This is a genomic window from Flammeovirga sp. SJP92 (assembly GCF_001583495.1).
Taxonomy (GTDB): Bacteria; Bacteroidota; Bacteroidia; order Cytophagales; family Flammeovirgaceae; genus Flammeovirga.
In genome coordinates, this window is sequence record NZ_LQAQ01000043.1 from 26616 (window position 1) to 41517 (window position 14902).

The 14902-nt window shown below is 35.0% G+C and carries 8 protein-coding genes; 3 read left to right on the forward strand and 5 right to left on the reverse strand.

The features are described 5' to 3' along the window. Positions 1–153: 153 nt before the first annotated feature. Positions 154–2646 carry a glycoside hydrolase family 2 TIM barrel-domain containing protein gene (locus AVL50_RS11125; protein ID WP_082795757.1) on the reverse strand — a complete coding sequence of 831 codons (2493 nt, stop codon included), beginning with the start codon at positions 2644–2646 and terminating at the stop codon, positions 154–156. Between the two features lie 352 nt (positions 2647–2998). On the opposite strand from AVL50_RS11125, the gene AVL50_RS11130 reads away from it, so the two are divergent. Continuing rightward, on the forward strand, positions 2999–4510 hold the full coding sequence (locus AVL50_RS11130; protein WP_082795761.1) for a sulfatase: 1512 nt from the start codon (positions 2999–3001) through the stop codon (positions 4508–4510). 353 nt (positions 4511–4863) lie between these two features. Next, entirely contained in the window at positions 4864–5697 is an 834-nt protein-coding gene (locus tag AVL50_RS11135) for a hypothetical protein (protein WP_062616578.1), read from the forward strand. Between the two features lie 569 nt (positions 5698–6266). On the opposite strand, the gene AVL50_RS11140 is transcribed toward AVL50_RS11135, so the two are convergent. The 4 genes from AVL50_RS11140 to AVL50_RS11155 all read right to left on the reverse strand — a co-directional run bounded on the left by AVL50_RS11140 (position 6267) and on the right by AVL50_RS11155 (position 14118). Continuing rightward, positions 6267–7511 (reverse strand): pyridoxal-dependent decarboxylase, encoded by a 1245-nt coding sequence (locus AVL50_RS11140; protein ID WP_062616579.1) that lies wholly within the window; start codon positions 7509–7511, stop codon positions 6267–6269. A 166-nt stretch (positions 7512–7677) separates the two neighbouring features. Continuing rightward, positions 7678–10137: a GH36-type glycosyl hydrolase domain-containing protein gene (locus AVL50_RS11145; RefSeq protein ID WP_062616580.1), complete on the reverse strand. Its 2460-nt coding sequence runs from the start codon at positions 10135–10137 to the stop codon at positions 7678–7680. An 11-nt stretch (positions 10138–10148) separates the two neighbouring features. Further along, positions 10149–11801, reverse strand: a complete 1653-nt coding sequence (locus AVL50_RS11150; RefSeq protein ID WP_062616581.1) for an MFS transporter — start codon at positions 11799–11801, stop codon at positions 10149–10151. 10 nt (positions 11802–11811) lie between these two features. Continuing rightward, complete coding sequence (locus AVL50_RS11155) at positions 11812–14118, reverse strand: glycoside hydrolase family 3 N-terminal domain-containing protein (protein ID WP_062616582.1); 2307 nt, start codon at positions 14116–14118, stop codon at positions 11812–11814. Between the two features lie 339 nt (positions 14119–14457). Between AVL50_RS11155 and AVL50_RS11160 the strand changes: the two genes are divergently transcribed. Continuing rightward, on the forward strand, positions 14458–14880 hold the full coding sequence (locus AVL50_RS11160) for a PH domain-containing protein (protein WP_062616583.1): 423 nt from the start codon (positions 14458–14460) through the stop codon (positions 14878–14880). Positions 14881–14902: the final 22 nt, after the last annotated feature.

Here is a 14902-nt window from a genome sequence, read left to right on the forward strand (position 1 = left end):
CCTTTAAGCCTGTAGAAATGTCAATTAATGTTTTACGACGGTTTGTTTACACTGAAAAAGAAAAGCCTTAGGAAATCATCCTAAGGCTTTACACACACTATTTAAATTATTTTTAGCTACAGAGTATTTCTATGAATGTTAGTGAAAAAGGTCTTATAAATCTTTTTGACCTGCTTTGGTTTCCACGGTAATAACTGCTTTTTTCAAACCTTTACCTGAAGCTGAAATTGTAATTGTACCACCATCGCCTTGGTTGGCTCTTGCAATTACTAACGCCATTCCATTAAAAAATTTCAGTTTCTTACTATTAGGTAAAACCAAAGAAGAAGGATCTCCGTTTCCAGTGGCTTCAAAAGTACCGTCACCATTTACCGCAAATTGGATTTGACCATTGAATGTTGCACAAAAATTGCCTTCTGCATCCAATGCTCTCGCAGTTACAAAAACAAGGTCTTCACCATCTTCAGATGAAATAACTTTACGATCTGCTGTTAACTCGATTGATTTTGCTTTCGAAGTGGTTTTGATGATTTCTTCACCGACAACTTGACCATTGATGTAGGCAACAGCCTTCAATTCTCCTTTTTCATAAGGCACATCCCATCTCAATCGGTAAGGTGAAGGGAAGTCTGTTGGACCTTCATAATACATGAATTTTACTGGGACAATTCCTTTATCTACGCCTTTGATTTTCTTTCCTAAACTTTTTCCATTTAAGAATAGCTCTACAGCTTCAGCATTGGTATAAGCAAACACCGGAATTTCTTGTCCTTCAAAACCTTTCCAATTCCAATGAGGAAGTAGGTGAACCATTGGCGTTTCAGTCCATTGACTTTGATATAAATAGAAACGGTCTTTCTTAAAACCACATAGATCAACAGGACCAAAGAAAGAAGATTTGTTAGGCCAGTCATCATTCCAATAACCGTTTGTGGAATTGTCTCTACCACCATATGGAGTTGGTTCGCCCAAGTAGTCAAAGCCTGTCCACATAAACTCACCCAAAATGCTTGGATTTTCTTCCAAAAACTTAAATTCCATATCAGGAGGGTAAGACCAAATTGGGCCAATGATGTCATAACCTGTCACCTGATGATCCGTATTTTTTTCATATTTTTCTAAAAACGGTGCATGGTAAACACCTCTAGAACTTGTGATCGATTCTGTCTCCGAACCGTATACAATCCAATCCGGATAGTTCTTTTTGATCTCAGCATACTTCGCCGCTTTGTAGTTAAAACCAACAATATCTACATGATGTGCTAGCTTGTTTTTGATTGAATTTTCATATTGATTGAAGCCAGCCGTGTTAGGTCTTGAAGGATCTTCCTCGTGACAAATTTTCCCTAGATTTTGTGCGACTTTCCAACCGTCTTTTACTTTCTGCTCTCTGATTTCATTTCCAATACTCCACATAATAATGGAAGGGTGGTTTCGGTCTCTACGAATCATATCTCTCAAATCACGCTCGTGCCATTCCTTAAAAACAGTATGATAACCATTTTCAATTTTTTGGATTCCCCATTCATCAAAAGCCTCATCCAATACCAGAATACCCATTTTATCACAAGCTTCCAATTGTTCTCTACTTGGAGGATTGTGTGAAGTCCTGATTGCATTCACACCCATCTCTTTCATAATCTCCAACTGACGTTCTGTTGCTCTTTTGTTGACCGCAGTACCCAAAGGTCCTAAATCATGGTGAAGACAAACCCCTTTCATCTCCGTTCTTTTTCCATTTAAGAAGAAACCATCATTGGGTGTGAATTTGATATCACGAACTCCAAATTTTGTGATATAATGATCCAATACATTTCCATCTACATCTTTCAATTCAGTCATTAACTGATACAAATGAGGCTCTTCTAGTGTCCACAACTGAGGGTGAATCAAATTAAATGATTGTTCATTGATAATCGTTTTACTGCCTTCCGCAATCGTTTTTTGATTCAAAACCTTTACCGTTTCTCCTTGTTCATTTCGTATTTGTTGAGCAATTGAAACAACCTTATCCGTTTCCGCATAGTTTTGAATTTCCAATTTTATATCAACAGTAGCTACTTTAGAGGAAACGTTATTGGCTTTTACAAAAGTACCCCAATGAGCGATTCTAATATCTTCATGAACATTCAACCATACTTTTCTATAAATACCAGCACCAGGATACCATCTCGAAGAAAGATCTTCAGGTTTTGCTTTTACAGCGATAATATTTTCCCCTTCTTGTTTTAAATAAGGCGTCATGTCATACTCAAAACCTAAATAACCAAAAGGCCTTTTCCCTAAGTAATGACCATTAATCCATACCTCAGAGTTTTTCATTACACCTTCAAACTCTACCGCTATATTTTTACCTTTTTGTGTATTCGTCAGTGTAAAACTTTTTCTATACCAACCTTCTCCGTGAAAAGGTAATCCACCACAACGAGCATTATATTCTACCGAAAACGGACCTTCAATGGCCCAATCATGAGGGATCTGAACAGTTCTCCATTTCGAATCGTCGAGTGTAGGTGATTGCCCTTCCTTTACTTCACCTTTATAAAACTTCCAATCTTTATTGAAGTCAGTATGTCCTGTAGACTGCCCGAAAATCGTGGTAGAGCAGAATAGCAAAACAAAGAAATTAATTAAGTAATATTTCATCGTTATTCATTTAATGATAATGTGAACATTGTTTCTATTGATTCATGAGCAATTTAATTAGTTCGGTTATGTGTAATCATGTAGGATTAATTAGAAAAAAATACCCCCCTTTTATCCTTACTATTATTAGGTTTTTTAGAAGGTGAAAACGCTATTTTATTTTTAAATGATAATTCAAATGAAACCAGTAATAATCCATTAGCTCGTTAGGGACAATAAGGTTATAAATGTCAATTAGTAGTAATTATCCTGCATAATAGGAGGGGATTTTCGGCAATTAGGATTAACGGCCTATGACTACCTAAATATTCTCTTAGCTTTGGAACAAATCGAATTTATAAATGCAGTTGAAATGAAATTATTATATCCATTTTTTTTAAGCTCGATACTATTACTTTTTATATCGTGTAATCAAAAAGAAGAAAAAAAGACATTTGAGAAACCTAATATTATTTGGGTGATGCTGGAAGATATTTCACATGACTTTGAATGTTATGGAATGCCTGCAGTGAAGACACCAACTTTTAATGCATTAGCAGAGGAAGGTACAATTTATTATAACTGTTTTGGAACAGCATCCATTTGTTCTACCAACAGATCAGCAATGATGGTGGGTGCACACCAAAGGTTGACCAACACTCATCATCATAGAAGTAACAGAGATGAACCTTTGTCAGCACCATTCAAACCTTTTACTTATCAGTTGAAAAAACAAGGATATACTACAATCCTTGGACACACCAATGTAAGAGGAAAAGGACGAAAGATTGATGTCAACTTCAAGCATAATAAAATAGGAGATTGGGATAAGGATTTTGGATTGTTTGATAAATACGATGAGTTTACGGTAGAAGATCAACCGTTTTTTGCTCAGATACAATTGAACGTTACTCATAGAGGAGATTGGTGGGATCAAGTAAGAGAAGAATCTGCTCATCCCGTAAATCCGGCAGATGTACAACTGCCACCTGAATACGCAGACCACCCGGCCATTCGTTTGGATTGGGCAAAATATTTGGATCAGGTTGAGTATGCAGATGCTGAAATGCAGATGTTGATCGATGAATTAAAAGAGAAAGGCATTTACGAAAATACAGTCATTATTGTAATTGGAGATAACGGTAGATGTAACATCAAAGGAAAAGGATATTTGTTTGATTCAGGTTCAAGAATTCCTTTGATCATCAAATGGCCAGAAGGATATGAGCATGATGAGGAATCACGTCAGATCATTGCGAGTACAGATATTACAGCGACGATCTTGGATATTGCAGGTGTTGAACTACCAGACTATCTCACGGGACAATCATTTATTGATGAGAATTTTGATAGAAAAAACGTGTATTCTTTCAGAGGTTTATGGGACGAAATACCAGAGCAGTCATGTTCTATTTCAAACGAAGAATTCAGATACATTAGGAATGATAGACCTGATATTCCTTACGATGCTCACCAAGGTTACTTGGAATGGTACCGTCCAGCAGTGCACGTGATGAGAGCATTGAATGAAAGAGGAGAATTGAATGATATTCAGCAGAAATGGTTTTCAGCATCAAAACCCAACGAAGAACTTTACAATATCAAAAATGATCCTTTTGAAGTACACAACTTGGCGAACAATCCAGAATACCGAGATGTATTGAAGAAGATGAGAAAAGAAGCTTTGGCAGAAGACAAAAGAATGACGCCAGTTTCTAGCTTCTTTGACCCCAAGCCTGTTCCAGGTTTAGCACCTATTGAATTCATAAAAGAGTACCACTCCGAAGCTTACAATAAAATGCTTGCAGGTGAGGAAATCGGTCATAGTAAATACATGAAATTATATAAAAAGCACTTAAAAGAACAGAACAATAAAACTAGATAACAAACAGACTATTACATTGTAAACTAAGTTTTCGAAGATTTATAACATTTAGAAATCAGTAGACTCCCGCTTAGTTTACAGTGTACTACACTTATTTTACACACTTTAAGCTTTACTTAAGCATTGGTCTAAATGAAAATTTAGATTATAAATAGACGATCTAGTGTGACTACTTGACATAGCATATCAATTTTACCAAAAGGCCTTAATTTTTAAGGTCTTTTTTTAATCCTATTTAAAAATGTTAATTAATATATTCTGCTTCATCTTTTTCATATTTCAATATTTATATTCGGTAAATAAGCTGGTTTATACCGACTTAATAGTGTCAAAAACTTTAATCTAATAAGACGATGATGAACATTGAGAAAATCAAAAACTACAATCAAAAACTCCTTGCATTTATTGGAACATTAGTTCTCCTAATTGTGATTATTGGGTTCTTATCTTTATTGGTATTTGTGCTGAGTGAGATAGGTAGTTCCTTTACAAGGGAAGAAAATAATATGGGGATAATTGCTCAGGAAGAAGTACAAGAACTTGAACAAGAAAACAAGAGGAAACAAGTAATCTCTTACAATTTACCTCAACTTGTAGATACTGTAAATCTTATATATATGATTCCAGTATCGCATAAAACCTTAAAAAAGGCAGAAGATATTAATGAAGATGATACATCACCCCGAAGTTCTAGTTATAGTAAAACAAGTGCTAGGTATTCAAAAAGGTACAATGGCAATTTCAATAACCTTTTGATTTATGATCATATGAAAGGGGAGACGACTAAGCTTTATCAAGGCAGAATGCATTTTGATTACATTAAAACAGAATATTTTGAGGACGATATTCTTCTTTTGTTCAAAGCATCCACAAAAGATACAAACAAAGATGGAGTGATTGATCATAAAGATTTAAAGTCTCTGTTACTTTATTCTTTAAAAGATAAAAAGTTAAGAACAGTCACCTTAGAAAAAACAGATATATATCAATACAGTTTTGTTGAAGATAAAAAAGAGCTCTTGATTGAATTTGGTATTGATTATAATAAAGATGGAAAGTATAATGCTTCTGTAGAACCGACTCTGATTAAGAAATACGATTATAAAAATGATCAACTTCTTGATGTAATTGATCCCACTCTTACAGACGAGTTACAGAAACAACTTCAAGGAACGCTTTCAAAATAATTTTGAACGAAGCTCTTTCAATAATTTTGATTATCAATATGGATGAATATAAACAAGTTTATTTATTCGATTTTTAGACTTTAAATTATTCTTATTACAATGAAAAATATCCAATTAGGATTTGTTTGGATATAAATAATGTTCAATATGAAACATTATGATGTTAAACTAAGTATAAATATTCAGAAGTTAGATGAATGCACTTTAAAAAGTGATTAAAGAATTGAGAGAGTTAAGTTCATGAAACACCTCGTTGGTCTTGTCAGCGAGGTGTTTTTTTATTTTAAGTACAAATTCAAAATTATCTAATACTAATTCTATTTATTGTTTTGCGATTACTTCCTTCAAAAAACTTTCAATAGAACCACTATTAATACGTTTTTTAGCGTTATACTAATTCTATTTATTGTTTTGCGATTACTTCCTTCAAAAAACTTTCAATAGAACCACTATTAATACGTTTTTTAGCGTTGTACTCACAAAAAATAAATTAGAATGAACTATGATTTATTTTTGACTTAGTACTTAAATAGACAGTACTATAAGCTATTTCTCATTGCCTTTAACATTCAGGGTTGATGAAAATTAACATTATACCCCTTTAAATCTTCCACCAAAGGAGCTAATTTCTCTATAGTCACATGTTCCATAATTACCACTTTATACCAAGATGGATTATGGTGAACATCAGGTACAAGTCCATATTTTGAAGCAATCTCTGGGGCAATTCCTTTTGCTTTCATGGTAATAATGTTAGATGCTTCACTTCTAAAATAGGAGATTCCAATTTCGTCTAATTTATGTGTGAACCAATCACCTCTTTTACTTAAAATATAGATTTTCTCACGCATACCATAAGGACCATACGTCAAAAGTATCATCCAAATAGCAATTGCATTGGCTCCTGATCTACTGCCTATCATTGTGAAATCATCGCCTTGTACATAATCTGCTTTTGTATTGCCGTATTTCATCCAATCTTTTCTCACTAAGAAAAGTCCAGTGCCGTAAGGTGCTTGAAGCATTTTATGGGCGTCTAGGGTAACGGATGAAATGTCTTCATTTCGGAAATCTAGATTATGTTGTTTATGAGAGAACGGAAAGAAGAAACCGCCGTAAGCACCATCAATATGAAGTTTAAATTCAAGCTTTTTAGCTTTAAGTGTAGTTGTATAAATGTTTACATCATCTACTGATCCAAACATTGTAGTCATCATATTGGCAATTACAATGAAGTATTTCTTACCATCCGCTAACGCTTGTTCAATATTTTCATTTAAGGAATCTTGAAGTAACGCTCTTTCATTTTCAGAGACTTTAACCTGATAATAGGAAAGTGATAAGATGTTGGATGCCTTAGCCATGGAATAATGACTGTCTTGAGAGGCAATGATCGCTATTTCTTCATTGGTAGCATTAAACTCTTCTTTAAAATAATTTCTGTAAATCCAGATGGCCTGCATATTGGCTTCTGTTCCACCTGCTGCAACGTAGCCGTCAATACTTTTGGGTTGTCCTTTTAAGATGTCAACACCACATATTTCAATAAGTTCTCTTTCAATGTCTTGAGTGCCTTTGAAAAAGCTCTCGCTTTCCCCTTGTGTATGACAGCCAATATGGTTAGGATTGTGTAAGAGTGAAGTGATGAAAGGAGCTTCTTTTAGAAAAGGAGCATCTTCCGGAAAGACTTTACTGTCAAGATGTGATCCTGGTACACCGAGTGAGTTGTTTCCAAAATAATCCCTGTTTTCTTTTAAGGCGTTAAAAATTCGTTGCCTGATTTCTTCTTTAGTTTTCTTTTCCCAAATATGCATTTCGATGGTTAGTAAGATTGTGGAATGCAAAAATACGAAAAAAATCAGGGATTAGGTTAGTTAGGATAAAGTATGATTTAAAATAGAAGAGGGAAAGAGTAGTTCATTATTGCATGTAACATTATGAACTACTCTTTCCCTCAAGAGCAATTTTATTGTTTCAAACTTATTTCATTTTAACAATAACATCATGTTTTCCTTCTCCAAGAATTGGAACAATATTGCCTTCTATCTTTTCACCATTGACCACAATTTCAGCAACACCTTTACTCGATCCATTAGGGTTTTGAATTGTAATCTTGTAAGTGCCGCCTCTAAATTTACGGTTGATGGTATATTCCTTCCAATCTGTTGGGATACACGGATCAATCAATAAACCATTGTACTCAGGCTGAACCCCTAAAATATAGTGCATCAGCGTATAGAAATTCCATGCGGCAGTTCCTGACAGCCAACTGTTTTTTCCTTCACCAGGAATGTAAGCATCTTTACCAGCAATCATTTGACAATACACGTAAGGCTCTACTTTATGTAACTGTTGAATCTCTTCTAAATAAGAAGGGCAAATCTTTTTGAAGTAATCAAAAGCTTGATCACCTCTTCCCAGTTTTGTTTCACCAATCACAATCCAAGGGTTATTATGACAGAAAATACCTGCATTTTCCTTGTATCCTTTTGGATAGGTAGAGATTTCACCGTATTCAATTTTATACTCTGTAAAAGCAGGGTTATTCAGTACAATTCCATAAGGGGTATCCAATCTTTCTTTTACACTATCTAAGGCTTTCTCAACCATTCCATCTTCCAAACCGATTTCTGCCATTGAGCACCAACCTTGAGATTCAATAAAGATTTTGCCTTCCTCATTTTCATCAGACCCTACTTTATTTCCATAGAAATCATATGCTCTCAAGAACCAATTGCCGTCCCAACCTTTCGTTTTTACAGCGTTTTTCATGGCTTCCACGAACTTCGATGCTCTTTCAGCTTCCTCCGTTTTGCCTAATTCTTTACATAGTTGAATGTACTCAGTACCATATACAACAAAGAGACCAGCAATCATCACAGATTCAGCTTTTGAGCCTTCAGTATTGTTTTCTGTTGTTTGGAAAGATTCATTCGGATCTGTAGAGAAGCAGTTCAAGTTCAGGCAGTCGTTCCAGTCTGCTCTACCAATTAATGGTAATCCATTAGGCCCTAAATTATTAATGACATGATTGAAAGAAATCGTTAAGTGATCAAATAACGTTTGGGCAAGGTCAGGATTATTATCAAACGGAACCATCTCTTCTAAAATAGAGAAATCTCCAGACTCTTTGATGTAACTTACTGTACCTAAAATCAGCCACATTGGATCATCATTAAACCCTCCACCAATGGCATCATTTCCTCTTTTTGTTAATGGTTGATATTGGTGATAACAACCGCCGTCAGGGAATTGAGTAGATGCAATGTCAATAATTCTTTCCCTTGCTCTTTCTGGAACCTGATGAACGAAACCAATTAAATCTTGATTGGAATCTCTAAAGCCCATACCACGACCGATTCCTACTTCAAAGAATGAAGCGGATCTTGACATATTGAATGTGACCATGCACTGGTATTGATTCCAGATATTGACCATTCTATTTAAACGATCGTCTTCATGCTCTAATGAAATAATCGAAAGTAAATTGGTCCAATAATCGGCAAGTTCTGTTAAAGCTTGATCCACTTTTTCCACTGAATCAAACTTCCCAATCAATTCTTTGGCTTTTGTCTTATTAATTACCCCTTTGCTTTCCCATTTTTCATCTTCCTTATTTTCAACGTAACCCAAGATGAAAATCAAGTCTGTACTTTCACCAGCTTTCAATGTGATTTCCTTATAATGAGAAGCGATAGGCGACCACCCGTGAGCTTCAGAATTTCTTGGAGCACCATCTAAAACAGCTTGTGGATTAGAAAATTCATTGTACAATCCGATGAATGATTCTCTATCTGTATCATACCCATCAATTTCAGCATTCAAGTGATAGAAAGCATAATGATTTCTTCGCTCTTTGTATTCTGTTTTATGGTATAAAGTAGCACCATCAATCTCTACTTCACCTGTAGATAAGTTTCTCTGTAGGTTGTTTTGATCGTCTTCAGCATTCCAGAGACACCATTCATTATATGAAAATAACTTGAAAGTTTTCTCTGTATTACTATTATTCTTTAACGTCATCTTTTGGATTTCACACCAATGACCTAACGGAATAAAGAACGTAACTTCAGCTTCTAGCTCATTCTTTACCCCTTTGATTTTTGTGTAACTTAAACCGTGACGGCATTCGTATTCATCCAGTTCCGTTTTCACAGGTTTCCAACCTGGAGACCACATTGTATCTCCTTCTTTGATATAGAAATAACGACCGCCATTATCCATCGGTACATTGTTGTATCTATACCTATTCAATCTTCTGAACTTGGCATCTTTGTAAAAAGAGTACCCGCCGGCCGTATTGGAAACTAATGAGAAAAAGTCTTCATTTCCTAAATAGTTGATCCACGGAAATGGAGTGGCAGGGTTGGTGATGACATATTCTTTTTTAGCGTCATCAAAATAACCGAATTTCTTGTTTTTTGCAGTTGTAACTGTCATTTTATTTAATTTTATAATGCTTTTTCTAGTACGTTTTCATGGGAGTTATTTCCTTCCGTCTCTCTCCTCTTATTTAATTCAACATTGATTTTTTGGAGGAAAAAGTCATTGAGAGGATAAAAAGTCATAAGTCCTGCTCCAACAAGCGCCACAAGGGCAGGAGCCCAGCTCATCAGTATTTTAATGCCAGGAATAGCGCCTTCAATTGTGGTATGATCAAGTCCATCATAATGATACGCACTTAATACAAAACCAATAATAGCGGCCGCAATTCCACCTCCGAACTTAGTGGCAAAGGATCCCGCGGAGTAAATAAGACCTGTTGCTCTTCTGCCATTGGTGTATTCTGAGTAATCGGCGGCATCTCCTAGCATTGCAAAGAATAGTGTTGGTAATATTGCTGAAGCAAATTCAGAAATAATGCCCAATGTAAAGATGGCACTGATGTCGGTAGTTCCACAAAAGATAAGTAATGCATTGAACAAAGCGGAAAGTAATAAAGCATAAATGAAAAGCTTTTTCTTACCGTATTTTTTACCCAATGAAGCCGTAGCCATTGCTCCTCCAATTGAAGCGATAGTTAGCCCAATCATATAAGAAGCAGCAAGTAGTTGATCATTAAGATAATGAGTGAAGTAAATCACAACAATACCCTGTTTGATTGAATTATAGATATTGAATAATAATCCGATGATCAATAAAATCAGCCAAGGTTTATTATTTATTAAATCCAAAAAGTCTTTTTTCAAATCTGTTTTTTGACTTTTAGGAGGTGCTATTCTCTCTTTTGTGCTATAAAAAGTGACAAACATGAATAAGGTCAAAAACACACTCATGATATAAATAGCTGTGCTGTATCCTTTTTTCTGATTGATGATAGAAAAGCTTTCTTTTGTTAGGTTTTCCTCACCATTTACAGCAAAAGTATATTCAAAGTCGGCTTCCATAAGGAAACTTTTACTTGGTGTAATACTTTGATCTTCAATATTGGCATCAACCCATTGAAAAGTAGCTATACCATTTTCAGTTTTGATATTCGCATTCGGAACATCATTTGGTGCTGAAACAGTGACCAAATAACTGTCTACTGTCTTTTGTTTTAATTGAATTGTAGGGCTCACATTACCAAATGTAGCTACTAAATACAATAAAGCACCTTGCACTACCATACCACCTGTAAACGCGCCTACCATTCTAAAACTTCCCAATGATGTTCTCTCTTTGTCATTTCCAGTCATTACCGCCATGAGTGCTCCGTAAGGAATGTTATTGGCAGTATAAATCAAGGTGAAAAGAATGTACGTTACATACGCATAGATTACTTTTCCATCATCGTTTAAATCTGGAGTAGTAAAAAGAAGGGCCAAAATAGCACCCAAAGGAATGGCTGTCCATAAGATCCATGGACGAAATTTTCCATACTTGGATTCAGTCCTGTCACCGATTATACCCATAAAGACATCACTAAGCCCATCACTTGATCTTGCTACAAGCATCAGAACCCCCACAACTGCAGGAGCAATGCCAAAGACATCAGTATAAAAAATTAATAAAAATGTTGCTACACCTCTCCAAGCAATATTGGCGGCTCCATCCCCCAGAGCATAACCAATTTTTTCCTTTAGTGGTAAAGGTTGATTGGAGGTCGTTAATTCTGTTTTCATAAGTTAGATTTTAGAGTTGCTTTGTGTCCGATAGCTGAAACTTCTGTTGAAGATTTCCACAAGAAATTATAAATTCCCCTGCTTCGACTACGGGTTTGTTATCATGCCCAATAAAAGAAAGATCGTTTTTATTGATAGTGAATTTCACTGTTGTAGTTTCTCCAGCTTTTAAATTTATTTTCTCAAATTTTCTTAGTCTTTTGACCGATGGTGATAAAGAAGCTACAACGTCTGTAGTATAAAGATGTACAACCTCTTTTCCTTCACGTTGACCTGTATTTGTCACTTTTATACTTACTTCAAGCTCATCGTCTGTAGAAATTGTTGTTTCAGAAAGTGCCAGGTCCTCATATTTAAAAGTAGTATAGCTTAAACCGTAACCAAATGCATATTGTGCTTTGATTTCGTGATTGTTGTTAATGTTACCGTCGTTGTGTGCTGTTGATGCAGAAAACTTATGATAATAAGGAATCAAATCGTTGACATACCTTGGATAAGTATAAGGCAGTTTTCCAGAAGGGTTGACTTTGCCATATAAAATATCAGCAAATGCGTTACCGCCTTCATTACCAGGTAAATACAATTGCACTACAGCTTTTACTTTATCTTCAAATGATGAAATTATTCTTGGTCTACCTTCATTCAATACTAAAATAACGGGCTTTTTAGTAGCGATCATTGCATTTGCTAATGCCAATTGATTTGCTGATAGAGTAAGATCATCTAAATCCCCTGGTTTTTCAGTGTAAGAATTTTCTCCAAGACAAAGTACAATGTAATCAACATTTTTAGCAGCTTTTACTGCTTTTTGAATATCTACAATTTCATCTGCTCTATAATCAGGATTTCCTTCTGGGTAACGTACACCTTCTTCAAATAAAATACTGTTGCTTTGTGCTTTTAGTGCTTCAACAATTGTATTATGATTAGCGGCGTGTTTGTTTGTGTATTCCCCTTGCCAAGTGTATGTCCAGCCTCCATTCAAGCTTCTCATCGAGTTTGCATTAGGACCTGTTACTAAGATTTTAGCATCTTTTTTTAATGGAAGAATATCTTTTTCATTTTTCAATAGAGTAATAGACTCATGAGCAGAGACCTTAGCTAACTGATGATGCTTTTCTTTCCCGTACTCAGGGTAGTTTTTATAGTCCGTGTAAGGATTCTCAAATAACCCTAATTCGATCTTCATTTGTAAGATACGTCTTACAGATTCATTAATTCGCTCTTCAGAAATTTCACCTTCTTTTACTAATTCAATTACGTTTTTAGTGAATTCAACGTCATAAGGGACCATCGACATATCAATACCAGCTAAAATAGCCAACTTTGCTGCTTCTTTTTGAGTGGCTGCAATATGGTGTCTTTCAACCAAATTATTAATATCAAACCAATCCGTTACAATAACACCTTCAAAACCTAGCTCACCTCTTAATATATCTGTCAACAGCTTTTTGCTGGCATGTACAGGCATTCCATTGATTTCACCAGAATTTACCATTACACTTTTTGCTCCTGCTTTAACCGCTGCTTCAAAAGGAGGGAGGAAATATTCTCTTAGAAATGTTTCAGGAATCCAGGCAGGAGTTCTGTCTTTGCCACTTTTTGGAGCACCGTACCCAATATAATGTTTCAAACATGACGCGACATGATTAGGGTGACTAACATCTCCTCCTTCATAACCCTTTACGGAAGCTACTCCCATGACAGATTGCAAGTATGGATCTTCACCATAGGCTTCCCACATTCTTGGCCATCTTGGATCAATGCCTAAATCTAATGTTGGGTTAAAAGTCCAAGGAATACCACAAGCTTTCGTTTCATAAGCAATTACTTCAGATGATTTTCGAACTAACTCAGGATTCCAAGATGCGGCCATACTGATTTCTTGAGGAAACATAGTAGCACCTGCACTATACATACCATGGATTGCATCGATTCCATAAAGTACTGGAATCTTCAAACGAGTATTATTGATAGCAATATCTTGGATAGACTTAATCACTTCATACCATTCTTTTGGAGTTCTCACTTCACCTGCTGTATTCAGGACAGAACCGACGTGATGATTAATGATAATGTCTTTTACTTTTTCTTGGTCCAAAGCCCAAGGCTTTTTCATGTTGAAAGGACTGTCACCCTTTGATACCACCTCTAGAGTAACCTGAGTCATCTGACCCACTTTCTCTTCTAAGGTCATTTGAGCTAATAGCTTTTCTACTTTTTCATTCTCAATATTTGTTTTATTTCCATTTGCAGAGTAAAGTCCGATACTAATCGCTACAAAAAGAAAGACTGCTGCTATTTTGAGTTTGTTCATATTAAAAAAGAATAATTACGTACTTCATTTCATCTACACAATTATACCCTATTAATACTTTTATAGCCTATTTCTTGTTTATCAAAATTCTTCAAAATGTAAAAATGTCGTAATGCAATCGAGTTAATGTCGTAATAATTTTAAAGTTCGAGAATTGCATTTTCCAATACTTTAAAAAATATAACATTTAGTAGATGTTACGGTTTTGAATACGTTAATGAGGTTTAGTGATTTTTTTAGGTGATAAATCTGTTTTTAAGTGATAAAAACGATAATTCTAAATAAAATTGAATAATGAATTAATTATTTGTATTTTGAAGTAAAATAATAAACAGAAACATGAATAAATACAATTCAAAAATCAATTATCCTCTAGCTATTTTTACCATTGGCTCAATGCTAATACCAACAGTTTTATTCGCATTTACAGCCAAGTGGTTTATGCTATTATTGTTTGGACTTCTTACTGCATTTGTTGTTCATATGTTTATGAATACCTTCTATATTATTGATGGAAATATGTTGCAAATAAAAAGTGGAATATTAGTCAATATCAAAATTCCGATTGATGCAATCTCAAAGGTTAAAAAGACCAATTCTTTGTTGAGTTCTCCAGCATTGTCTTTTGACCGATTAGATATTCGATACACCAAATACAGCAATGTATTGATCTCTCCAAAAAACAAGATAGAATTTATAGAAAAACTGTTAGAGTCGAATCCTTCTATTGATGTAGACCAAAAAATAATGTCTGTTCATTAGATTATTCTTTCTCCAAACAATT

What these genes read in the sequence shown, in the direction of transcription:
- AVL50_RS11125 (WP_082795757.1), bottom strand. Translation starts at nt 2,646, where the DNA reads ATGAAATATTACTTAATTAATTTCTTTGTTTTGCTATTCTGCTCTACC.
- AVL50_RS11130 (WP_082795761.1), top strand. Translation starts at nt 2,999, where the DNA reads ATGAAATTATTATATCCATTTTTTTTAAGCTCGATACTATTACTTTTT.
- AVL50_RS11135 (WP_062616578.1), top strand. Translation starts at nt 4,864, where the DNA reads ATGATGAACATTGAGAAAATCAAAAACTACAATCAAAAACTCCTTGCA.
- AVL50_RS11140 (WP_062616579.1), bottom strand. Translation starts at nt 7,511, where the DNA reads ATGCATATTTGGGAAAAGAAAACTAAAGAAGAAATCAGGCAACGAATT.
- AVL50_RS11145 (WP_062616580.1), bottom strand. Translation starts at nt 10,137, where the DNA reads ATGACAGTTACAACTGCAAAAAACAAGAAATTCGGTTATTTTGATGAC.
- AVL50_RS11150 (WP_062616581.1), bottom strand. Translation starts at nt 11,801, where the DNA reads ATGAAAACAGAATTAACGACCTCCAATCAACCTTTACCACTAAAGGAA.
- AVL50_RS11155 (WP_062616582.1), bottom strand. Translation starts at nt 14,118, where the DNA reads ATGAACAAACTCAAAATAGCAGCAGTCTTTCTTTTTGTAGCGATTAGT.
- AVL50_RS11160 (WP_062616583.1), top strand. Translation starts at nt 14,458, where the DNA reads ATGAATAAATACAATTCAAAAATCAATTATCCTCTAGCTATTTTTACC.